The sequence below is a fragment of the Actinospineispora spinosispora DSM 44797 genome (assembly GCF_000429025.1).
Classification (GTDB): domain Bacteria; phylum Actinomycetota; class Actinomycetes; order Mycobacteriales; family Pseudonocardiaceae; genus Pseudonocardia; species Pseudonocardia spinosispora.
Genome location: NZ_AUBB01000056.1, coordinates 1 through 22,499 on the forward strand (window position 1 = coordinate 1; position 22,499 = coordinate 22,499).

A 22,499-nucleotide genomic window follows, 5' to 3' on the forward strand; every position below is an offset into this window, starting at 1 on the left:
TCGAGTGTTGAGCAGACATTCTCCGAATGGGCACACACACTCTCCCCGCACCAGCTCGCCGTTGAAGCGCACTGGCTGATCAGCCACCTCGACCAGGACGGGCCCGAGCCGGGTGAAGACGGGTGCGATGAGCTGCTCAACGAACTGTGGCTCACCCCGAACCCCGACGGTGGAGGCTGGATCAAAGGGACTCTCGACGCCGGGTCGTTCGAAGAAATCAAACGCGCCGTCCTCGCCAAGCTGTTGCCGGAAGAGGATGAGGGCAAGACCCTGCCCGAGCGGCAAGCCGATGCACTGGCCGAAATCTGCAGCCACTCGTTGGACGAGGGCCGTCTGCCAGCGGAGGGTGGCGTGCGGCCGCACGTCACGGTCATCATGACCGAACGCGACCTGCAGCAGAAAGCACGCGGGGCGCAGCTGGAGTTCGGCGGCAAAGCCCCCGCCTCCTATCTGCGCGCGATGTTGTGCGACTGCGGGATCACCCCAGTCGTGCTCGGCGGCAAAAGCCTCCCGATCGATGTGGGCTACGAGTCCCGCACCGCACCCACCGGCCTGCGCAAAGCACTCTCCGTGCGAGACCGGGGCTGCGCACATCCCGGCTGCACTCGGCCACCGCACTGGTGCCAGGTTCACCATGTGGTCGAGTGGAGCGTCGGCGGCCGGACTGATCTCGACAACTGCATGCTGTTGTGCAAACAACACCACCGCATGATCCACACCAGCGGATGGACCGTCAGAATCCGAGACGGATGGCCCGAGTTCATCCCGCCGAAATGGCTCGATCCCACTCAGACAGCGCGACGAAGACCCTTGCGCACCTGAGCTCTCACCCGGGCAGTCTGATCCTGCATATCCGCGGATTCGACCTGTCGACAGAGTGTCCGGCCTGGGGGCTTCATCGACGTCGCGTGCGCCTCCTACCCGGGCACGGCTGCGGGCAGAGCCACCCGGCAGGGAGGCGTCGACACGCTCCGGCTGGAGGTGTCGCCGGCTGACTACGGGTTCCAGGTGCTGGCGCATGTCAACGAGGTCGAGATGACGTCGGCCAGGGCGGGGCTAGGGATGGACCCCTACGACGTGCTCGTTCCGACCAACCTGCTGGTCGCCACATCGACCAGTCCCAGTGCACCCCGGTCGCCGTCGCGACGATCGTGGCGTCGGTGGCCGCACAGCCGTAGATGCCGCAGTCGCGGCGCGCGATGGGCACAGTGTGCGGCCGCCGCTCGAAGGTTCCGCGCGTGCGGTCCGGCCACAAGAGGGGTCAGGCGGTCGACCTTGTCGCCGCGCGCGCGTGGCGTCGAAGGAACGCGAGCTCCACCTCGAGAACGTTGTCGTGATCGAGCCCGCCGGCGTAGACGTCGTAGTGCCCGCCCCTGCTCCGGTAGAGCTCCCCGTGCGGGGCGCGCGCCGCGACGCGGGTCGCCGGGCCCGTCGGCGCCATGGTGTCGGTCTCGGCGACGACCATCAGTAGCGGGCACCGGGCCAGCCGTGCCCGGCGCACCGGGCGGTGCAGGGACATGTCCACCACGGAGCGGGCGGTGACGTAGTTGGGCCAGGCGTCCTCGGCCGGCTTCAGCCGCGTCAGGCCGACGGTCGCGTCGGGGGTCGCGATGATCCCGAACCGGCCCGGCGGGACGCTCACCGGGAGGTAGCGCGGGCGCCGTCCCAGTTTCGACCCCACCAGATCGATCAGACCGAGGGCGGCCAACCGGACGAGTCTGGCCGGGGTGATGTTCACCGCGCCGGCGAGACCGTCGACCAGCGGGCACTGGGCGATCGCGCCGGCCAGGCCCGGTTCGTCCGCCGCCAGCTCGACGATGTGCATGCCCGCGAACGAGGTGCCCCACACGAACAGGCGCTCGGCGTCGAGCTGTGGCTGTCGTCGAGCCCAGGCCAGCGCGGTGCGGTAGTCGGCGAGCTCCTGCTTGATGGAGAGCAGCTCGCGTGGTGAGCCGGTCGAGCGGCCCCAGTACCGGTAGTCGAAGACGACGGCGGCGAACCCGTGCGCCCGGAAGTGCTCGGCGAACGGCTCCAGTCCGGCGGCCTTCACCCCGGTGATGCCGTGCGCCATCACGACGGTGGGATGCGGGCCGGGCCCGTCCGGGAGATACAGCCAGACGTCCAGCTCGTCGGTGGGTCCGGCGGGAATGCGTACGTCGATCCGGCTCACTGGATTCCTCCGATGTGGGTGGTGCGGATGATCTCGGCCCCGGCCCGTCGGGCCAGCTCGACGCCGAAGAGCGCGCCGGGTGTGTAGGCACCCGCTCGTCCGTCGCCCGCGTCCAGGCAGGTGGCGAGGTGGGCCACCACACGAGCGGTGAACAGGTAGCCCTCGCCGGTGGACAGCCACGCTTCCTTCCGGGCTCCGCCCGGCCACTCGAGGCGGGCGTAGGCCCAGGAAGCCGTGCCTGACCTGACCGGCGGGGCGAGGCGCAGGCGCTCGACGACCCGATGCAGCCCGACTCGCACCGGCCTCGCCGCCAGCGCCGCCGACAGCACCGGCAGGAACGTCCGGAAGACCGGTCCGCCGGGTATCTCGCTGGTGTACGCGATGACGTCGCCCGCGCCGGATGCTCGCCTCGCGGCCTCGACGTCACCGGTGGGGACGCCGATCGCCGTCACCGTGCGCCCGTCGGGCAGCGCGACCCGTTCGACGTCGACGCCGAGCCGGGTGCGGACCAGCCTCCCGCCCAGGTAACGCCTGCCGCCGTCGCCGAGTGCGTCGATGAGGCTGTGCAGCACCGCCGTACCCAGTGCCTCGACCGCCGGCATCGCCACCACCCGCGCTCGCTCGGCCGCCTCTTCGCCCTCCCGCAGGTCGAGGACCAGCGCCTCGGTGGCCAACACGCCGAAACCCGCACCGGTCACAACCGTGACCCCGGCGGTCCTGGCGAGCGGATCCAGCGCGAGTACGTCACCGACGGCCGTCAGCTCGTTGGCGAGGTCGAGGTAGTGGCTGCCCGCCGTGACGCAGGCCCGCGCGACGAGTGAACTCGTCCGGACGAACGGTCCGACCGTGTTCACCACCACAGAGGGCGCTTCCTCGGCGATGAGGCCCGTCGCGGCGGCGAGGTCGTCGGCGACCAGCGTCCGAACCCGCCCCGCCGCGGCCAGGTCGTCGGCCAGCGCATCCAGCGCATGCCCGTCCCGACTCACCAGCACCACGTCCGCGCCGAGAGCCAGCAGCTCTCGCGCCACCCCGCGCCCGGCGCGGCCGGTCGCACCGAGCACCCATGTCTCCGCCATAAGCAAATACGCTACACTGTGTCGCGTATGTCTACCAGTAGAGGACGCCCCCGGGACTCGTCGTTGGACGGCGCGATCGCCGCCGCGACGGAGTCGGTGCTGCTCGCCGACGGCTACCCGGCGGTCTCGATCGACCGCGTCGCCAAGCTCGCCGGAACGACCCGCACCGCCGTCTACCGGCGGGTCAGCAACAGGGGAGAACTCGTCGTGGGCCTGCTGGTCCACCGGTTCGGCTCGACGCCCGCTCGGGACACCGGCGACCTGGGCCGCGACCTGCGAGCCGTGCAGGTGCTGCAGGCGGCGTTCTTCTCCGACCCGGTGATCGAGGCCGGCATCGCGGGCGTTCTCAGCGACATACGGAGCAACCCCGAGCTCGGCGCCGTGTTCTACGAACGGTTCATGGAACCGAGGCGGCGCTCGGTCGCGGAGCTGCTCGAACGGGCCACCGCCCGCGGCGAGATCGGCCCCGTCGAGGTGCCCGCACGCATCTCCGATCTCCTGACCGGCCCGCTCCTGCTCCGCGCGGTCATGCCGGTGATCGGACCGATCGACGACGAGCTCATCGACCTGACGGTGCGGGCAGCGCTGGCCGTCATTCCGCGCGGGTCGTGAACGACCGCCCCCGGTGCAGGCAGAACCCGTGAGTGGCGAGTGGTCCTATAAGACCACTCGCCACTCACGGGTTTCTTCGTCTCGTGCTGCACGTCAGCGGGGGCGCTGCCGGAGCACGTCGAAACCGGCTCCTCTGCCCATGTCGAGCACGGCGGCCAACACCATCATCAGCACCATCGGGACGATGCTGCCCGCTTGGTCGGCCCACTGGGCGCGGGCTTCGGTCAGGGTGATGATCGGACCGACCTGCAGGATCGCCCACATGACCACGGCGCCGCCGAGGATCTGCCCGGCGCTCCGCAATCGGGTGGCGCGCCGCGCGGGCCGTTCTCCGCGTGTCCATGTCCGGTACTCCGACCGGCAGACGAGTGCGAAAGCGGCGATTCCGAGTACGACCAGCACAACCGACATGGCGAGGCTGTCATCGGACAGCATGTCGTGCACCGGGATCGTGACGACCGCGGCGAGAACGGCGGGAGCTGCGTCGCCGCCGAGCCGAACAGGCGCCCCGGGAACGCGGTCGCGCCTCGCGGCGAACAACAGGACGACCGGCACACCGATTCCCCATGACAACACGGTTGCGTCCGCGATCAGCATCGCCGTGTCGACGATCGCCTCGTGGGCGGGCCGCGACCAGACGAATGCCGCCGCGATCGGATCGGCGTTGAATTCTCCGGGCGTACGCATCCAGACCTTGACCGGATCGTTCAGAAGGTTCTTCGCGAGGAACATCGTGGCGAGTAGCGCCTGCGCCCAGCCGAGCCGAGGTCCCCGCCCAGCGGCACCCGGGGTGGACGGTAGTAACAGGTGCGCTATGACGACGATGGCGGCGAAATCCGCCAGAAACATGCCGGCCAGCATGAGGAACGCGACGATCGCGGCAGTACCCACCGAGCCCCTGCTTTCGTGGAGTCGGTGGAGGTAATCACGGCCGAGGAAGATGATCAACACGGTTGGGACGTTCACCGCACTCACGCGAATGGCACAACCAAATCGGGGCGCCCACCGTCGAGCCCGCGGTTCGGGCTGTTCGATGCCCGCCCGACCCACGTGCGAAGATCTTGACCAGTTCAGTGGCGCGAGGGGTCGACGGCAATGAGAGTGGCGGGTGAGCCCGGCTCGTCGCGTGGTCGTCGGTCGTCGGTCCGGGCCGCCGCGCTGGCGGTGATGGTGCTGGCGACGGCGTGCGGCCCCACATCGCCCTCGGGGCTGGACCGGTTCTACGCGCAGCGGCTGAGCTGGACGCCGTGTGACTCCTACGAGTGCGCGTCGCTGGTCGTGCCGATCGACTACGGCCGCCCCGACGGTGCGACCGCGCGGCTCGCGGTGCTGCGCCAGCCGGCCACCCAACCAAGCCGCCGCATCGGGTCGTTGGTGATCAACCCGGGCGGCCCGGGTTTCTCCGGCACCGACGCGGCCGCCGACACCGCCGAGAACGTGGGCGACAGCGAGGTGGCGAGACGGTTCGACATCGTGGGGTTCGACCCACGCGGCGTGGGGGAGAGCACGCCCGCGATCCGCTGCCTCACCCCCGCCGAGCGTGACGCCGAACGTCAGGCCGATGCGCGGTCGGACAACTCGCCCGCCGGGGTCGAGCGGCAGGAGGCCCACGCCCGGGACTTCGCCGCCAAGTGCGCGCAACGCTCCGGGGTCGATCTGCTGGCCAACGCGGGCACCCGGGACGTGGTTAGGGACATGGACATCCTGCGGGCGGCGCTCGGCGACGAGAAGCTGACCTACGCGGGGTTCTCCTACGGCACCCGGCTGGGCTACTCCTACGCCGAGTCGTTTCCGGCCAGGGTCCGCGCACTGGTACTGGACGGCGCGCTGGACCCGGACGAGAACCCGCTCGACCGCTGGGTCGCCCAGGGCGCCGGTTTCCAGCAGGCCTTCGACGCCTTCGCGCGCTGGTGCACCGGGCAGCCCCGATGCCCGTTGGGTACCGCCACCACGGACACCTTCCGCGCGCTGGTGCTGCCCCTCATCCACCACCCCGTTCCGCTCGCCGACGGCCGGAGACTGTCCTACGGCGACGCGATCACCGGCACGGTCAAGGCGCTCTACAACCCCGGTGACTGGCCGAACTTGCGCCAGGGACTGACCGAGCTCACCGAGGGCAGGGCCCGGAGCCTGATGACCCTGGCCGACCGGTACGAGGGCCGCGATCCGGACGGCGGCTACGACGAGAAGAAGGACGCGTTCACCGCCATCGGCTGCGTCGACGACGTGCCCGTCACCGACCCGGCCGTCCAGCGCGACGCCGACCGCCGGTACCGCGCGGCGGCCCCGTTCCGCGACGACGGCAACGGCCCCGACCCGGCTCGTGATCCGTGTGCGTTCTGGCCGGCACCTCCGTCGAGCGAACCGCACCGACCGCACGCGCCCGGTCTGCCCCCGGTGCTGGTGGTCGCGGTGACCGGGGATCCGGCGACCCCGCACCAGGCGGGGGTGAAGCTCGCCGCGGCACTGGACGCCCGCCTGCTCACCGTCCGGGGCACCCAGCACACGGTGGCGCTGGACGGCATCCCGTGCGTGGACGACATCGTGGGCCGCTACCTGGTCGACCTCACGCTCCCCGCGCCCGACACTACGTGCGCGACCCCGGGGCACTAGCGTCCCGCGCACTCAGCCGCGTCTCAGCCTCCGGCTACCTCGCAGTAACTCTTCGACCACCCGCGTAGTTCTTGCCACTGCAAACAGATCTTCGGTAGGCAGTGGGTGCGTGGGATGTGGCGTGTCGGTCGGGCCGGCTTCGTGGCGATGGCCCTGGCTGTAGTGATGACCCTGGTGGCGGCTCCGGGGTTCGTGCGCTACGCGATGGCCGACGAGCCGGACCGGCCGTCGGTCGCCGGGCTCCCGGCGCCGTTCCGAGACTGGGATGTCCGGCTCACCCCGCGCGCGGACAACCCGAGAGTGCTCGACCTGGTGTTCACCAGCCCGGCGCTGCACCGGCGGATCACCAACCGGGTCTACCTGCCCGGCGGCTATCGCACCGACGGGCCGCGCTGGCCGGTCATGTACTACCTGCACGGTTCGGACCTCCCCGCGCTGGACAACGAAACCCTGCGGCCGGTGACCCGGCAGGAGTACCTGGCCAACGACATCAGCGCCGGTGGCGGAGCGGTGCAGACCGACCTGTTCGACTTCGACAAGGCCGCCGACCGGGCCCGGTTCCTGGTCGTGTCGCCGGACACCTCGCCCCACGAGGCGATCTGCGAGACCTGCTTCTGGTTCGACGGCCGGCCCCCGGCCACCCCGACCGCGCACCCGGTGACCGCCGTCCCGCTCGCCGCGGACACCTACCTGCACCACGATCTCTATCCGCTGGTCGAGGCGTTGTTCCACGCCCGATCCGACCGCGGCGGGCGAGGCGTCATGGGCTTCTCCATGGGCGCCATGGCCGCCTACCAGCAGGGCATGATGCACCCCGACCAGTACGCGGTGGTCAGCTCGGTCAGCGGCGTGCTGGACCTGGTCAACGACCCGGAGATGATCGCCGTGCTCGACGGTGTCGGCTACTACCGCGACCAGGGCTACGGCACCAGCGTCACCGACAAGCCGGAGTGGCGCGGCCGCAACCCGCTGGACCTGGCCACCAACCTCGCCGGCGTCGACACGGAGGTCCTCTCCACCTCGGGTGACGTGTGCCTGCGGCCGACGTCGGTCCTCGCTCCGGAGTGTGTGCGGTATCCGCCGGCTCGCAATCCGGCCGCCGCGTGGGCCGAGAGCATCATGTACCGCCAGTACCTCGAGCACGCGAACCGGCTGCGTCAGCTCGGCGTGCACGAGACCCACTACCTGTACCCGGGCGTGCACGGCTCCTACAACAGCCGCATGTACGCGGAACGTCTCCTTCCGCTGGCCGATTCGGTGTTCGACCGGCACGTCGCCGACCCGAAGGTCTTCTCGTCCCGGAGCGTGCTGGACCACTTCTCCGTGTGGGGTTACGACGTCACCGTGCGCAGGCCCGGTCCGGAGTTCCTCGACATGACCGGGGCGCGTGGCGACGGGACCGAGTTCACCCTGCGCGGCTCCGGCGTCGCCCAGCTGTCCACGCCGGCCTCGTTCCATCCCGACCAGACCTACCGCGTGGCCGCCACCCGCGCGGGCGGCACTGTCTCCGTGCGACAGGTACGGGCCGGCCACGACGGCCGGCTGCTCATCCGGGTCGATCTGGGCCGCGCCGCGCTCCTGGACCAGCTGACCAACCAGGTCAAGCCCTCCGGCACCGACCTGAGCACCGCCACCCCGGTGACCGTCCGGGTGACGACCGGTTAGCAGCTCCGCGCCAATCACGTGGCGGTGGGACACGATAGTGTCATAGCTTTAGGTAAGGCTGCCCTAATGTTGCGAGGAGTTCGATGGCCACCCGCTCCACCCAGGGTCCCTCCTGTGCCGAGGCGGCAACCGGCTCCGCGACGATCGTCGATCGCTTCGAGCGGTGGGCGGCCCGCGCACCCGAGTCGCCCGCGGTGGTCGCCGGGCAGCAGCGGCTGACCTACGGCGAGCTGGACGCGAGGGCGAACCGGCTCGCCCGGCGGCTCGTCGCCGAGGGTGCCGGCCCGGAGCGGCTCGTCGGCGTCGCCCTGCCGCGCTCGGCCGAGCTGGTGGTCGCCCTGCTGGCCGTGCTGAAGTCCGGAGCCGCCTACCTCCCGGTCGACCCGGCCTATCCGACGCGCCGCCTGGAGTATGTGCTGGCCGACGCCACCCCGGTCGCCCTGGTGTCCGCCCCGGGCGTCGTCGTGCCCGACACCGGCCTGCCGGGGCTGGAGATCGACGGCGACGGAGATCCTCGGCCGCTCACCGATGCCGAGCGGCTCGGCCCGCTCCGTCCCGACCATCCCGCTTACGTCATCTACACGTCCGGCTCCACCGGCCAGCCGAAGGGCGTGGTCGTCCCGCACCGCTGTTTCCTGACGCTGCTCGACGCGACGGTCCCGGAGTTCACGCTCGGCCCGGACGACGTGTGGACCGCGTTCCATTCCTACGCGTTCGACTTCTCGGTGTGGGAGTTCTGGGGGCCGCTGCTCACCGGCGGCCGAACCGTCGTCGTGCCGGGCGAGGCCACCTGGTCGGCACCCGACCTGCTGCGGCTGCTGGCCGACGAGCGCGTGACACTGCTCAGCCAGACGCCGTCGTCCTTCGCCGCCGTCGACCGGGCGGACGAGGCAGGCGAGGCGGGGCTGGAGCACCTGCGCCTGGTGGTGTTCGGCGGGGAGGCGCTGGAGCCGTCCAGGCTGGCGCGCTGGTTCGCCCGCCATGGCACTCACCCGCGCATGGTGAACATGTACGGGATCACCGAGACGACCGTGCACGTGACCGCCGGTGACGTCGACCCGGCGGCCCAGCCGCTCACCGAGAGCCCCATCGGCAGTCCACTGGCCGGGTTCCGCGCGCACGTGCTGGACCCCGCGCTGCTGCCGGTGGCGGCGGGACAGGTCGGCGAGCTCTACCTGGGCGGAGACCAGCTGGCCAGGGGTTATCTCGGCAGGCCCGGCCTGACCGCGACCCGGTTCGTCGCCGATCCCGAGGTCGCCGGCGCGCGGCTGTACCGGACCGGCGACCTCGTCCGCCGCGCCCCGACGGGTGCCGAGCTCACGTTCATCGGCCGGGCCGACGCGCAGCTGTCCCTGCGCGGCTTCCGGATCGAACCGGGGGAGGTCGAGGCCGCCCTCAACGCCTGGGCGACCGTCGCGGACAGCGCCGTGACGGTCCGCGCGGACCCCGACGGTTCCGAAGGCGAGCAGTGCCTCGTCGCCTACGTGGTGCCCGCCGGTGAGCTGGAGCTGCGAAGCCTGCGCGCCCACCTGTCCGAGACACTGCCCAGCCATCTCGTGCCCAGCCACATCGTGTCGCTGGAACGGTTGCCGCTCACCCCGAACCGCAAGCTCGACCGGGCCGCCCTCCCGCCGCCCGCTCCCCGGGACGACGCCGCCGCCCGCAGGCGCGCGTTGCTGCGCCGTCGTCTCGTCTCACGATCGACGGACCCTGGAGGTCGAACCGGAGCATGAGTGAGCACAGCGTGAGTCCCGGGCAGGTGCGAGCCGCCGTCGCCGAGGTCCTCGGCGACGAGCCCGACGAGGTCGACCAGGACGAGAACCTGTTCGAAGCCGGGCTGGACTCCATCGGCCTCATGCGTCTGCTCGGCCAGTGGCGCGCCGCGGGGTGCACGGTCGACTTCGCCGAGCTGTCCCAGGTGCCGACCCTCCGAGCGTGGATCGCGGTGCTCACCGAGGGCACCGCGACTGCCGTCGCACCGGCCGCGACGCCGACGACCCCCGCCGAGGAGCCCGCGTCCTGTCCGCTGGGAGTGATGCAGCACGCCTACTGGGCGGGCCGCACTCCCGGCCAGCGGCTCGGCGGGGTCGCGGCGCACCTCTACACGGAGTTCGACCGGGCACCGGGCGGCGACGGGCCGGTCGACCCGGAGTCGTTGCGCCGGGCGCTGGACCGGCTGGTCGAGCGGCACGAGACGCTGCGCTCGCGCATCACCCCGGACGGCAGGCAGGTCGTACTGCCCGCCGGCGCGGCGTTGCTGGTCGTCCACGACCTGCGCGACAGCGGCCCCGCCGAGATCGAGGCGCACCTGATGAGGGTGCGTGACGAGTTCTCCCACCAGATGCTCGACATCGAACGCGGCGAGGTACTGGCGTTGGCACTGACCCTGCTGCCCGGCGGGGCGAGCAGGCTGCACGTCGACGTCGACATGGTGGCGGCGGACGCGGTGAGCTATCGGATCCTGCTCGCCGACCTGACCGCACTGGTCCTGCACCCGCAGCGGCCGCTGTCCGAGCCGGGCATCCGGTACCGCGACCACCTCACGACCGTCGACCCGCGCCGCACGGAGGACGCGCATCGCGCGGCGGCCGCCTGGCAGCGGCGACTGCTCACGTTGCCCGGCGCGCCGGTGCTGCCCGAGGCACTCCGAGCGCCCAGCACCCTGCCGAGGGTCGCGCGCCGCCACGTGCACCTGGGCCCGGACCGGGTTGCCGCGCTCGTCGCCGCCGGTCGCCGCCACGGTGTCACCACTGCGATGACCGTGGCGACGGTGTTCGCCGAGGTCATCGGTGCGTGGAGCACCGCGGAGCGGTTCCTGCTCAACGTTCCGATGTTCGACCGGCCCAGCACCCATCCCGACATCGACCGGGTGGTCGGGGACTTCTCCAGCTCGGTCATGCTGGAGGTCGACCTGCGTGACCGCGTCCCGTTCGTCGAACGGGCGCGACAGGTGCAGCGACGCATGCACGCCGACGCGGCGCACGGCGCCTACTCCGGGCTGGAGGTCCTGCGCGACCTGAGCAGGCGCCGGGGCGAGCAGGTGCTCGCGCCGGTCGTGTTCACCAGCGCGCTCAACCTGGGTGAGCTGTTCGCACCCGAGGTCACCGCGCACTTCGGTGAGCCGGTGTGGATCATCTCCCAGGGTCCGCAGGTTCTGCTCGACGCGCAGCTGACCGAGCTCGGCGGCGGGATGATGGTCAACTGGGACTGCCGCGAGGACGCATTCGTCCCCGGCGTGCTCGACGCCATGTTCACCGCGTTCCTCGGTCTGCTCGACCGCATCATCGACGACCCCGACGCGTGGTCGACTCCGGTCGAGGTCATCGAGCCGCTGTCCCGGACGTACGAGGGCCTGTCGGTGCGGGTGGTGGACCACCTGGACCGGGACCGGCCCGACCACGTCCCCGGCATCCTGCGCGCGGCTTCCGGTGAGCGGGCCGAGACCTGGGCCCGCGCGGACGGCACGGGCGGTGTGGAGCTGCTCGGCGACAACAGCCTCCGGATCCGGCGCGACGGGGTGCCGGTGGGCGCGGTCGAGGTCGAGGAGGCGGTGCGGACCGACGTCCGGGTCCGGGACGTCGTGGCGGTGCCCCAGGACGGGACACTGGTCGCGGCGGTGGTGACCGATGCCGAGGCCGACGCCGCGACGATCCGCGCCGGCCTGCTCCGTACAGTGCCCGCGCACCTGGTCCCGTCCAGGATCGTCGTGCTGCCCGAGCTGCCCACGAGCACGTCCGGCGAGCCCGACCGCGCCGCCGTCGCCGCGCTGGTCGCCGAGCGGACCACCGAACCGGAGTCGGTCGAGCCGCGTACCGACCTGGAGCGGGTGGTGGCCGGGGTATGGGCCGAGGTACTGGGCCTCGACCGGATCGGGGTGACCGACGAGTTCGTCGCCTCGGGCGGCGACTCGCTGCTCGCCGGGCGGGTCGTGGCCCGGCTGCAGGAGGAGCTGAACACCGACGGTGTCACCCTGCGCGCGCTCTTCCAATCCCCGACGGTCGCCGGTTTCGCCGAGCGGATTCGCCAGGCCCACGATCCCGACGAGATCGACGAGGTCGCCGCACTGGTACTGGAGATTCGCTCCATGTCCGACGAGGAGATCGAAGCTCAACTCGACAGCGGGGTCAATGCCGACAGATGATTACCGTCCCTCGGGAATCGAGCCGGGCCACTGGTGAGCCCGGCTCGATTCCCTTCGGGTCTTACTTCTTCTTACCGCAGACCTCGTCGTAGGTGCGCTTGTACGCCTCCTTGAACCCGTCCCGGTAGCCCTCCTGGAAGCCCTTGTAGAACTCGTCCGACAGGGCGGCGCGGCTCTGCGGGGCGTTGGGGTGGTCTTCCTTGCAGTTGTCCTTGGCGTCCCCGACGCCCTGCTCGTGACCCTTCTGATGTCCTTCGGCGTAGCCGTCGCTGTAGTCACCGGTCGGCGAACCAGCCATGATCGCCGTGCCGGTCGACGGTGTAGCGGCCAGCGCGGTGCCCGACCCCGCGAGCATGACGAGTGCCGAAGCGCTCACTGTCGCCAGCGCGGCGGCAACAACACGACGTCGTCCGGAATTCATCATCTTTATCAAGTCCCTCTTCCTGATTCCCGGGCCCCCTCGGTTGCTACCCGGCCGAGCCCAGTATGCGGAGATTCCGAGACGAGTCCACGGCTTATAGATCACCCACTCGTATAATTCCGTGACTTTCTTGCCTACTCAGCGTCATGGCAGTTTCGGCAATTTTCTGAGTGGCAAAAGTTCTGACCTGAAATTGTGAATCACTACGTAAGGCGATGTAAAAGGCGCTGGTTACGATAATATCTAGCTAACTCGAAGTAGAACACCCCGGAGTCGCAAATTTATTCATTCGCCCTGCTCGAATCGGTGTCCTACGGCCCCAAGGCCTAGCGTTCGGGCTGCCCGGTGCGCCGAGACGTCGTCGCCTCACCGAGAACCTCGGTGCCGGGCGGGACCGCCTCGGCGTCCTTGTGTGCGATCGCGGCCTCGGTCTTCCGCTGCCGGGCGGCTGCCCGTCGGCGAGCCAGATGCTCCGCGACCTCGGCCTTCGCCGAGCCCCACCACTGGGCGAGTGTCCTCGCGGTAAAGGTTGCCGGGTCCGGGTCGTCCGGCGGATCGGCGGGCTTCAGCCAGTCCGGCTGCGTCGGGAGCGGCGGCGGCGAGTACCGAGCGCGGGCCTTGCCGCGCCCGCGCGCCGCGTAGGACTTCAGGGGACGGCCGAGCCAGCGCGACCTCGGCTGCGGCACCAAGGCCCGCGGCGTGTCCTCGACTCGCGCGGCATCGGTGCCTGCCCCTTCCGCGAGTCGGGCGTCTGAGCACAGCGAGTCGGGCGCCTCAGCACAGCGAGTCGGGGCGTTCACCGGCCCGGGTGAGTCCGGTGGGTCCGTGCGCGGGCTCGGGGCGGCGGTGACAGGAGGATCGGCGTCGGGGCGAGCGGCGGCCTTGGCGTGCTGGCCCTTGCGCCGCCGCCGCGCGGTCTTGCGATGCGAGACGCAGCAGTACCGACGCTCCTCGCCCCGTTCGGCCTGCTCGACCATGTTGGTGCAGCCGTCGAGCTGGCACACCGTGGCGTCGCCCCGCTCGCTCATGAGCGCCGCCCCCGCACAGAGGTCACGAGCATGGTGGACTCCCGCATCCACGAGTTCGGGGCCGGTCCGGCCCGTGCGTACCGCCGACCCGCGGAGCCCGTCCACGCCGAGCGGCAACCAGTCGCCACGACACGTAACTACGCGGATCCTGTCGCGGCGATGCTAAGAGCGGGTCGGTGTTCCGACAACTCGGGACGACGATCCACGAGAGTTATCCGGGGAGCTCCAGCAGCTCGCGTAGCGCGGCGACGGTGTCCGTGAGGTTCGACGACACCGTGACGTCCGGGCGGGTGTAGCGGCACTGGAGCACGACATCGTCACGCCGCGGATAGCCCGGATCGGCACCGACGCACAGCGCGAGGCCGGGCCGGGCCAGCGCTTCGCCGAGCTCGAGCAGCGTGATCGGCTGGACCGTGATCGCCGGGTCGCAGGCGGGGAACCAGAACAGCATCGCCGCGAGAGCGGGGTGGCGGCGGTGCGTCACCTCCCAGGCGATCTGCTCTTCGGCCGCCGAGGTGTCGCTGAGGTCGAACGACGCCCGGCGGGGGTTCAGCAGCGTGACGTGTTCTTCGGTGAGGTCGGCGACCACCTCGGACTGCCAGTCCGGGCAGGCGCTGATCCCGCCGGCCAGGAACACCGAGGGGCCGTGGCCCGGCGCCGGGACGTACCTGTCGGGAGCTTCGATGTAGAGCGCCATCAGCTGCGGCCTCCGGATCAGCTCGAGATCGGCAGACCCTCCGGTGTCAGCTCGCGTTCGGCCCAGTGCCGGCGGGTCGGCCGCTGCGTCTTCAGCCGGCTCCTGCGTACCGCAGAGGTGGAGTCGTCCACGGCCCCACCGAGCTCGACGACGATCGGGGCGCCTGGAATGTAGACGAGCGACAGCATCTGTGGCTGCTCCTTTGCCGAGGTCAGGGTGCTGACCAAGGCTAGGGAGGGGGTGACCGGCCGCGCCAGGACAAGTGACCGAAGGGATGGTTGTGCTGGCAGGTGAGCGCGCCTGAGGTAGGTTGCGCCGGCTGCCGCGGAGAACGCCTACAACGTGACTGTGGTTCTGGGCGATCCGTCACCGTGGCTGAGCTCGACTCGCGCCGGCCGCAGCGGCACCTGGCGCAGGGCGGGTTCCACCGCCGCGTACAGGGCCTCCGCGTCGGGTCCGTAGAGGAACAGGATCGCTGTCCCTTCACCGAACTCGTAGCCGTCGGCGTCGCCGACCCCAGCCGACCTGGCCAGCTCGTCGGCGCGGTCCTTGGCCGCGAAGATCAGGTCGCGTTCGGCTTCGGTTCCGAACTGCCCGGTCAGGGTGAAGTAGGCCCAGACGTGATGGCCGGGTGGCGAATCGTCGAACACGATTTCCGTGCCGGCGACCGGGGCGAAGGAAGTCCCGAACAACCGCCGGGTGGTCCGCTCTTCGTCGGGCATCATGTCGGCGTAGAAGTCTGACCACGGTTCCAGGCCATGCCGCACTTGTAGTGCACTCTCGAATGAGGACGCGGAGTAGGTCGTTCGACCACTCAGTAGTTCTGCCTCGGACTCCGTGGCGGGCCGCCGGTGCCGACCGGAATAGTCCACCACGTCGACCAGATCGTGGGGCCCGTGACTTTCCGCCCAGGCAGGCAGCGGCATGCTCTCCGCCACGGGCCGGTGACCCACCACCGTCCACCGGCCCTCACGGAGAGGCTCGACGTGGGACTCCGCCAGGAAGATCAGTCGTCGGCTGAGCGCGTCGCCGACGTCGATCGACGACGGGTCAGCCGCCACCGAGTCGAAGATCGCCAGGTACTGGGCGTCGTCGTTCTCCGTGGACGCCACGATCTGACCCACACCGACCAGGGTGTCGTCGATGGGCACGGAGAACACGTCGCCGACTCGAAGTGCGACCCGATCCGCCGACTCGACCAGCTCCCGTCCGCGATCCGAGCCGGTGATCGTCGTGGTGAGCCAGTTCAGGAAGGCCGTGTAGCTGGCTCGTGCGCTCATCCAGACGATTGTGCCGTCCGGGTCGGCGCGCGTGCGCGCGTCGGTGTCGAGCGAGATCAGTGTCCGGGTGAGTCCGACGAAGGGCAGTTCCATCGCGGCGGACAGGGTCAATGCGTCGTGCTGGATGGTCGAGCGGTGGAACCGGTCGAACCATCGGTCCAGGTGGGTGCGCAGCAGGACAGCCCATGGGGGTGCGTCCGGGGCAGCGAGGGCCCGGTAGAGCGGCGAGTCCGCGTCGATGGCGAGCTCCTCGGTGAACGTGACGTCCGAGGTGACCAGCTGTGGCTCAAAGACGGTGGTCATGGCCTGGCGGGCGGCGTCGGGGTCGAGGCGGAAGTTGTGCTCGGCGCGGGTGGGGTCCCGATAGTTCAGGGCTCCGCCCATCTGCGTGACCTCGAGCTTGCGGACCAGCTCGGGGCTGTCGCGCAGGAGCTGGGCGAGGTTGCTCATCGGCCCCATGCCGACCCAGCGCACCGGGAGCGTCGCCTCGGCACAGATCCGTGCAACGGTCTGGGTGAGGTCGGTCGGCTGATCCGGGATCTCGTCGGGCACGAGGTCTTCGACGCAGAAGTACCTCGTGTTCCCCAGGTCCGCTCCGGCGATGACGGGAACGTCTGGGCGGCCGAGCAGATCGAGCAGGTGGCGGGCGAACCGGGCGCGTTGCCCGGCCAGTTCGTCGCAGGTGATGACCAGAGCCAGCTCCGGCAGCGACAGCGCGGCGGCGGTCACCGCGAGAGCGTCATCGGCATCGCCGCCGATGTCCGTATCGATGATCACGAAGCTGTGCGTCGGCGCGCCGGGGACAGGGGGCGTGCCTGCCGCGTGGACCCGGTCTGTCCTGTCCTGAAGGCCGTCGCTTCGTTCCGCGAACTCGACCGTCGCCGACCGGTCGGCGATCGGGTCTTCCTCGTGCGGATCCCGTGACTCACCCATGCGGCCCCTCGATCCATCCGTCGGTTGTCAGCCGTACCAGAGTTTGCCTTTGCGGACGCGGGCGATGAGGTGTTCACCGGGCACGTTGAGGTAGGGGCAGCTGCGGGGCCCGATCCGCGGGGTGAGGGTGGTGTCGTCGGGGTCGATCCAGCGGAGCTTCCCTTTGGTCAGCCAGGGTTCGAGGTCGAAGTCGTAGTAGCGGGCCGTGGTGAACGATTCGTCCCACCCATCGGGTCGGCCGTTCTCGAGGTAGCGGTTGTAGTGGTTGCTGCCCCAGTCGTTGACCAGTTTCCGCAGCTCTCCGCCGCGGGGGCCCAGTAGGTGACCGGCCAGCCGGTATGGGGACCGATCGAAAGCTGGGAGATGACCGCGACAACGTCGGGGTCATCCAGAATCTCGGGCACCACGGCGGGTGCTCCGGGTCCGGGCACGGTGAGGAACGGGGCCCAGGTGAGTGGGGTGTGCACGCGCATCGATCCACCGAGCGCCAGAAAGTGCGGTGGGACGGCCCCGGTGAACCGGCGCACTGGATTGTCCCGGTCCCAGAACCACCCGTCCAGGTCCACGGTGTCGATGGCCCAGGTCAACACCTCGTCGGTGAACGGACACCGTGAGATCGGTAGCTCTGGCAACAACTCCTGATACCGCTGCATCGCGGTGTCCAGGGTGTTGTAGTGCTCTTCGGCTTCGGGGACGACGCAATCCTCGGCGACATCCAGCTCCGCGGCGCGCTCTTCGGCTCGATTGCCGGCGGCCAGTAGCTGATCGCGTTGCGCCCGGAACCGGGCTAGCGCTTCGGTGCTGGTGGTATCCATGGCTTCCCTAGTCCGTCGACCAGCGCGGGTGACGCGCCCGGTCGGAACCGCACCAGCGGCTCTCCGGGAGTCCCGTCCTCACCAGGGAGGTGGCCTTGGTAGATGCGGTTGAAATTATCGATGTCCTGTCTTTTCAGCGGCTTCCAGGACAAGCGGGCGCCGTGGTGTAGCGGTCGACCAGCTTGCCGAACTCGCTTGCCGACCCAGCGCACCGACAGCGTCGCCTCGGCACGGATCCGTGCGACGGTCTTCTGATGTGGATGCAGCGCCAGAACAACTCAGCGCACTCGGCTGGTCGAGGGTCGTCAGGGTGTCGACTCAGAGAAGATCGTCTTCGGTCCTGTTTTTGACTAGCGTTGCGCGGTACTCCTGCCATGTGGGCAGTGGCGAGCGGGGCGCGGTTGCCGTCTGCTCGGTCATCTCGAACTCGGCCAGACGAACTCCTAAACTGTCACATTCGTCCGATGCTTCGAGTACCCGTGCGTAGGCGATTTGGTTAGATTCGTAGTCGCGGCCGTCAATCGCGAATATAGCGTGTTGCCCGACTTCGTCGAGTTCCCAAAATGTGTATTCGTACACGCGGCTACTTGGGCCCTGGGTTGCCATAGTTGCATTTCCCCTCTGGTCAGCCGAGGCCCGGGGTGATCATGATCTAGCCCCTGCCCTTCCTGGTTGCGAGGCACGTTCCACTTTCGGGGGCACCTGTAGTCCCAGCCGCTACGATGATTCCGGGCTAGCTAGTGATCACATAAGTTTGTTCCGCACGGAAAGCGCCGTGGCGATTCGCTGTCGTGTGTCGTCGTTGCCGACCATGGTCAGGTACTCGCTGAACGTCTGGCTTGCCGCAGTCCTGCCTACTTCTACGATCCGGACGGCGTGAGCTAGTAGACGTGGAGACGGAGCAAACTGCACTAGTTCGGTGGCCAGGCTAACGGCCAGGTCTTCGTCGTGGCGTATTAGCGACACAGTCAGATCGATAAGCTGTGTGGGCAGGTCGAACTGGGGAATATGTCCACCGGCTAGCATGTCGATGCCTCGTCGCACGGTGGCGGCGACATCATCGGTTAAATGATTGTAAGCCAGTGGGTCTAGAGCGTAGGTGAGCTTGCTGTCAAAATTTACTTTATCGGCGATATTTATCAGAGCGCGCAGCGCCATACCTCGTTCAACTCGGGTGCCTTTGCTGTCGACAATCCACGAGCTCGTGTCAACCGCGGAAGCGAGAAACCCGAATGTGTTGTCTACTGAAAAGAATCGATCTAGTTGCACGTCGCGCCACGGGACTTCGTAGGGATCCGTGGCTACACTTTGAACCGCGAGGTAGCCAGCTCGCTCCGCCCAGGTTGTCAAGGCGATGCAGGCTTGGAACCGGTGACGGGGTGTGGCCGTGTCGTCCCGAACGATCCTGGTCAGCGCAGGTACACGATCCAAGTGACGAGGATCGCTGAGTCCGTTGAGGACTAGGTCGTCGAAATCAGTTGTGGGACTCCCATCAAAGTCCGTGGAAAGCGGCTCGACGTAACGTGCCATGCGCTAGATCCTCGTTCTGTCACTTTGAGTGAGGGCCTTTAATGTACTCCTTAGGGATAATACCCTTAGTGAGCCACTCATTGTCACGGCGGGTGTTGGCCAAATCTCTGGCACGCTGCATGACTTGTGCTGCCTGGGTCGCGTTGAGGCCAGGGAGCGACCGCGCCAGTCGTTGCGCGGCACTCTTGATTTCATCGTCGGCCAATCGTGGGGGTAGGTCGATGTTCACCTCTTGGCCTGCGATACGGTTCGCATCTTGCCGTATCAGCTCTTGAATCTTCTCGGGAGACACGACCTCCACCCTCGGCAGAAGACCACTGGCGATATCATTTTCTACCTTCGTTCGGTCGAGAGAGATTCGGTTCCCACCAAAGTCCTTGGGAGAGCTCTCGGGTCCACTCCAGGAAGTGTACGGACTGTCGCTCTTTCCTTCCTTCCCAGTGATGTGCTGAATGATCGTTGTCGTTCCGTTCGGGTTCGCGGGGTAGAGATTTCCTGACTCGTCAAGGTGAGACTTGAGCTCTCCCTTGTAGTTGAAGAACTCGTGGAAGTTGTGGTCTTGACGGAGTAGGTGCGCCGGCCTTTTGCTAACGGGGAGCACATTGCGAGCGCTGGGCTCGATGAACAGAGCGGGCCCAGGGTTGCCATCATGGCGGAACGGTCGCAGGTCGAGGTCTGATCGGTCGGGTTGATCGGCCCGGGGTTCCAGGAACCGCGGCGTGGTATTGGGGACTTTGGCCGACTCGGCGATGGCGTTGTCGCCGTCACGCATCGCTTGCTCGGCGCGAGACAGCCCAGCCGCGTCCTCGCCGCTGTGCTCGTCGTGACGCATCTGTCCGAGGGCCGACAACCGATTCGGGGCTGTAGCGCGCGGTCCGCTCGTGGGCTCGGGTGTCGATCTACCTGCCGTGGCGGCGGGGTTGCCGCCGTTTCTGGTGCAAGCGTTGATGCAGGACTCGATGTCTTGGCCGACACGGTCGCCGGTGTTCCTCAGCCCGTTGGTGGCTTGTTCGGCGAGGTTGCTGTCGGCGATCTTGCCACCGATTTTTCCGCCGATCTTGCCTACGAACGGCACAAACGGGGTGTAGCGCAGAGCGGTACCGACGGGATCCTTGCGGAAGTTCGTGCCGATGTTGCGGTGGACGAGATCGTCGGCGTAGGTGTCGCGTATGCCGCGCAGGTCGGCCTTACCGGGATGCAACCGTTGCTCAGCCTGAGCCGCGGTCTCGCCCTTGAGCGCGCCGGCGCCGCCGTCGGGGTTGGCTTCCTTGGCCAGGTCGTCGAGGAACTGAGTGGTGCCTGACGCGGCGTGGTCGATGACGTTGTCGGCGCTGCGGGTGATCGTGGCCGGCCAGCTGGTGTCGTCCGGGGCGTACGTGGGCGTGCCGAGCTGCTTGCTCAGCCAGTCGTTGGCCTGGGAGAGGGTGCCTTGGGTCTTCTGGCCGTAGTAGCTGGTTCCGCCGCCAGGCTGCCCCGGCTTGACGGCCTGGAACATCTCCTGCAGCTTCGCGCGCTCGCCCTCGGGCAAGTTGCTGGCCAGCGAGGTGAAGTCCTCAGGCGGTGTGGCCGAGTTGGCGATCCACTTCTTGAACGCTTCTTGGCGTTCGAAACCCTCTCGAGTGTCATTGGGCGCCGGTGGCTTACCAGTGGCAAGGGTGATGACGTCGGCGGCGGTGTTCGGGACAGCCATGTCCTGGCGCTGTTGCGGTGTCATGGACCGCAGGCGGTCACCGACGGTTCCGGGCTGGCTGGCGAGGTTGTTCAGGTAGAGCTTGTCGCCGGCTTCGCTGGTTGTGGGGGATGCCGCGCCGACGTTGTTGGGAGTGCCGGGGACGACGCCGTGCGGGGCGAGCAGGATCGCGCGAGGGTCTTTGTCACTGAGCGGGAGGACGGCCGGGATCGGGGGTCCGCGGTTGGAGACAGAGCCAGTGCCGGTCAGAACGGTCGACCCGGCACCCTGCGCCGCGCTGGTCTGGCCAGGCTTAGGCGCGAAGGGACCCATAGGGTCGGTCACCGCGTCGTGCGACCCATTCGCGCCCGCACCGCTGCCGGTGTTACCGGCGCTGGTCGGGCCGCCGGAGTTGTTGCTCGCCGGCCCCGGTATCGGTGTGGGTAGCTGACCTGGCACCTCAGGCGGTGTACCGCCGCGCTGGTCGGAGACCAGCGTCGGGAACAGCACCGGTGCGCGGCCCGAGCATCCCTGCCCGGCTCCCACACATGACGAGGACGCGGTGCTCGCCGCGTTATCCGAACGGTGAGGCAGCAACCCGGTAGTGGGCAGCAGCGGGTCAGTTCCGGTCGCCGTCGAGTCGCCGTTCGCGTCGGGCCGGCGCAGCGGGCTCATCGGCCCAGGCTGCTGGTCGGTCACCGCCGTGGTGGTCGTTGCAGCCGTGGTGGCTGTCGGGGTTGCCGGATTGTTCCGCACGAGCGCGGGCTGTGTGGCCGTCTGATCCGACCCGGTGGTCGAGGTAGTGGCTGTGGCTGGTTGCGTGGGCGGCACGGGATTGCCCGACACGGCCTGGGCATCAGGACCTGTGGCGGCCGCCGCGTTGGTTGTGGTGTTGGCCGGCTTGTCGACCGCGGCCGAGGGGGTCGCGGTCTGGTCGGGGGTGGAGCTTGCGGCGGCGGCGGAGTTGTTGTTCGACTCCGCCGGGGTGTGTCCGGCCGCGGCCTGGGCCGCATCCGAACCACCCTCGGAGCTACCGGCCGGGCTTGCGCCGGCGCTGCTCCCACTGCTCGAGCCGCCGGAGGAACCCGAGCCGCCACCTGATGAGTCACTCGGTTTGCTGCCGCCCGGGCTGCCGCCGACCGAGTCGCCGGGAGAGGAGCCCGACGACCCTCCTGGAGCTCCACCCGGGTCCACGGCGGGCACCGCGTGAACCACCAGCGACACCGTCGATGCAACCGGCGCCGGCGATGGGCCCGGCGAGGAAGCCAGCACACCGGCCAGCCACACCAGACCGGACACAGCTACCAACACCGATACCGGACCGAGTCGCAACAACCACCGAGCTGCAGGTGCGGCGAGCGACACCAGCGCCAGCGAACTGTGTCGAGGCACGACGGCTTTCGGGAACGCGCGCACGCGTCCCCGAGCAACCACCGGCACCGACGTCGTCACCACAGACTCCGAACGCGGAGAAGACCCCGCGGAGGATCGAGACTGACCTGGGTTGATCTTGGAAAATTCGCTGGGACCGACGACCCACCGGGGCTACAAAGCCAGCCAGAAGAGACAACCCAACGACAGCCGTACCGTTCTGCTGTTCTTCACGGTCACGTCACGCGAAGGAACACGTCGACCCAAGGCTCAAGGCGCTCAGGGCACACAGTCGGTAAACCGGCTCGACGTTGACTGTACCCGACCGTCCCTCCGACACAACCCGTCTCATTTGTTGCAGGCGGTCGTACCGCTGGGTACGGCTGGTTCGCCGGGCCGCGATTCTTGGCGGCCGAGGGGTTCGTGGCCATCGATGGCTGTCGGGCAGTGGCCGGAGATGGCCGTTGTTGCCACCCGA

19 protein-coding genes are annotated in these 22,499 nt (G+C 68.9%); 7 read left to right on the plus strand and 12 right to left on the minus strand.

Annotation, left to right across the window (positions count from 1 at the left end; translation table 11 throughout):
- Positions 1 to 822, plus strand: an 822-nt coding sequence (locus G406_RS48855) for an HNH endonuclease signature motif containing protein (RefSeq protein ID WP_156935067.1), incomplete at its 5' end; no start/stop codon positions are given.
- A gap of 439 nt (positions 823 to 1,261) precedes the next feature.
- Here G406_RS48855 and G406_RS0121935 read toward each other — a convergent pair.
- Positions 1,262 to 2,170 (minus strand): alpha/beta hydrolase, encoded by a 909-nt coding sequence (locus tag G406_RS0121935; protein ID WP_028935446.1) that lies wholly within the window; start codon positions 2,168 to 2,170, stop codon positions 1,262 to 1,264.
- Positions 2,167 to 3,246, minus strand: coding sequence for a saccharopine dehydrogenase NADP-binding domain-containing protein (locus G406_RS0121940; protein ID WP_028935447.1), 1,080 nt, complete (start codon positions 3,244 to 3,246; stop codon positions 2,167 to 2,169). The genes G406_RS0121935 and G406_RS0121940 overlap by 4 nt, the downstream gene beginning before the upstream one ends.
- Positions 3,247 to 3,273: 27 nt before the next feature.
- Between G406_RS0121940 and G406_RS48860 the strand changes: the two genes are divergently transcribed.
- Positions 3,274 to 3,858 (plus strand): TetR/AcrR family transcriptional regulator, encoded by a 585-nt coding sequence (locus tag G406_RS48860; protein WP_211241227.1) that lies wholly within the window; start codon positions 3,274 to 3,276, stop codon positions 3,856 to 3,858.
- A 93-nt stretch (positions 3,859 to 3,951) separates the two neighbouring features.
- Here the strand turns inward: G406_RS48860 and G406_RS0121950 are convergent, their stop codons facing one another.
- Entirely contained in the window at positions 3,952 to 4,749 is a 798-nt protein-coding gene (locus tag G406_RS0121950; RefSeq protein ID WP_156935068.1) for a hypothetical protein, read from the minus strand.
- Between the two features lie 204 nt (positions 4,750 to 4,953).
- Here G406_RS0121950 and G406_RS48865 point away from each other — a divergent pair, with 204 nt between their 5' ends.
- From G406_RS48865 to G406_RS48870, 4 genes are all read left to right on the plus strand, one after another.
- Positions 4,954 to 6,471, plus strand: coding sequence for an alpha/beta hydrolase (locus G406_RS48865; RefSeq protein WP_084216291.1), 1,518 nt, complete (start codon positions 4,954 to 4,956; stop codon positions 6,469 to 6,471).
- Positions 6,472 to 6,585: 114 nt separating this feature from the next.
- Positions 6,586 to 8,136, plus strand: coding sequence for an alpha/beta hydrolase (locus G406_RS0121960; protein ID WP_028935449.1), 1,551 nt, complete (start codon positions 6,586 to 6,588; stop codon positions 8,134 to 8,136).
- An 83-nt stretch (positions 8,137 to 8,219) separates the two neighbouring features.
- Entirely contained in the window at positions 8,220 to 9,869 is a 1,650-nt protein-coding gene (locus tag G406_RS0121965) for an amino acid adenylation domain-containing protein (RefSeq protein ID WP_028935450.1), read from the plus strand.
- Positions 9,866 to 12,277 carry a phosphopantetheine-binding protein gene (locus tag G406_RS48870; protein WP_028935451.1) on the plus strand — a complete coding sequence of 804 codons (2,412 nt, stop codon included), beginning with the start codon at positions 9,866 to 9,868 and terminating at the stop codon, positions 12,275 to 12,277. The genes G406_RS0121965 and G406_RS48870 overlap by 4 nt, the downstream gene beginning before the upstream one ends.
- A gap of 61 nt (positions 12,278 to 12,338) precedes the next feature.
- Here the strand turns inward: G406_RS48870 and G406_RS0121975 are convergent, their stop codons facing one another.
- From G406_RS0121975 to G406_RS0122010, 9 genes are all read right to left on the minus strand, one after another.
- Entirely contained in the window at positions 12,339 to 12,653 is a 315-nt protein-coding gene (locus G406_RS0121975) for a hypothetical protein (protein ID WP_037077897.1), read from the minus strand.
- Between the two features lie 371 nt (positions 12,654 to 13,024).
- Positions 13,025 to 13,726, minus strand: coding sequence for a hypothetical protein (locus G406_RS0121980; protein ID WP_028935453.1), 702 nt, complete (start codon positions 13,724 to 13,726; stop codon positions 13,025 to 13,027).
- A 211-nt stretch (positions 13,727 to 13,937) separates the two neighbouring features.
- Positions 13,938 to 14,423, minus strand: a complete 486-nt coding sequence (locus G406_RS0121985) for a nucleoside 2-deoxyribosyltransferase domain-containing protein (RefSeq protein WP_028935454.1) — start codon at positions 14,421 to 14,423, stop codon at positions 13,938 to 13,940.
- Positions 14,424 to 14,440: 17 nt separating this feature from the next.
- Positions 14,441 to 14,611 (minus strand): hypothetical protein, encoded by a 171-nt coding sequence (locus G406_RS57160; RefSeq protein WP_156935069.1) that lies wholly within the window; start codon positions 14,609 to 14,611, stop codon positions 14,441 to 14,443.
- Positions 14,612 to 14,758: 147 nt separating this feature from the next.
- The gene (locus G406_RS55250; protein ID WP_064742994.1) at positions 14,759 to 16,636 is read right to left on the minus strand and encodes a nucleoside hydrolase; all 1,878 of its coding nucleotides are present in this window, start codon (positions 16,634 to 16,636) and stop codon (positions 14,759 to 14,761) included.
- 167 nt (positions 16,637 to 16,803) lie between these two features.
- Positions 16,804 to 17,451 (minus strand): hypothetical protein, encoded by a 648-nt coding sequence (locus G406_RS57165; protein ID WP_156935070.1) that lies wholly within the window; start codon positions 17,449 to 17,451, stop codon positions 16,804 to 16,806.
- A 318-nt stretch (positions 17,452 to 17,769) separates the two neighbouring features.
- Entirely contained in the window at positions 17,770 to 18,057 is a 288-nt protein-coding gene (locus G406_RS57170) for a hypothetical protein (protein WP_156935071.1), read from the minus strand.
- A gap of 138 nt (positions 18,058 to 18,195) precedes the next feature.
- Entirely contained in the window at positions 18,196 to 18,981 is a 786-nt protein-coding gene (locus G406_RS57175; RefSeq protein WP_156935072.1) for a hypothetical protein, read from the minus strand.
- Positions 18,982 to 19,000: 19 nt separating this feature from the next.
- Positions 19,001 to 21,325, minus strand: coding sequence for a hypothetical protein (locus G406_RS0122010; protein WP_156935073.1), 2,325 nt, complete (start codon positions 21,323 to 21,325; stop codon positions 19,001 to 19,003).
- Positions 21,326 to 21,458: 133 nt separating this feature from the next.
- Between G406_RS0122010 and G406_RS54385 the strand changes: the two genes are divergently transcribed.
- Positions 21,459 to 21,860 (plus strand): hypothetical protein, encoded by a 402-nt coding sequence (locus G406_RS54385; RefSeq protein WP_156935074.1) that lies wholly within the window; start codon positions 21,459 to 21,461, stop codon positions 21,858 to 21,860.
- Positions 21,861 to 22,499 lie beyond the last annotated feature (639 nt).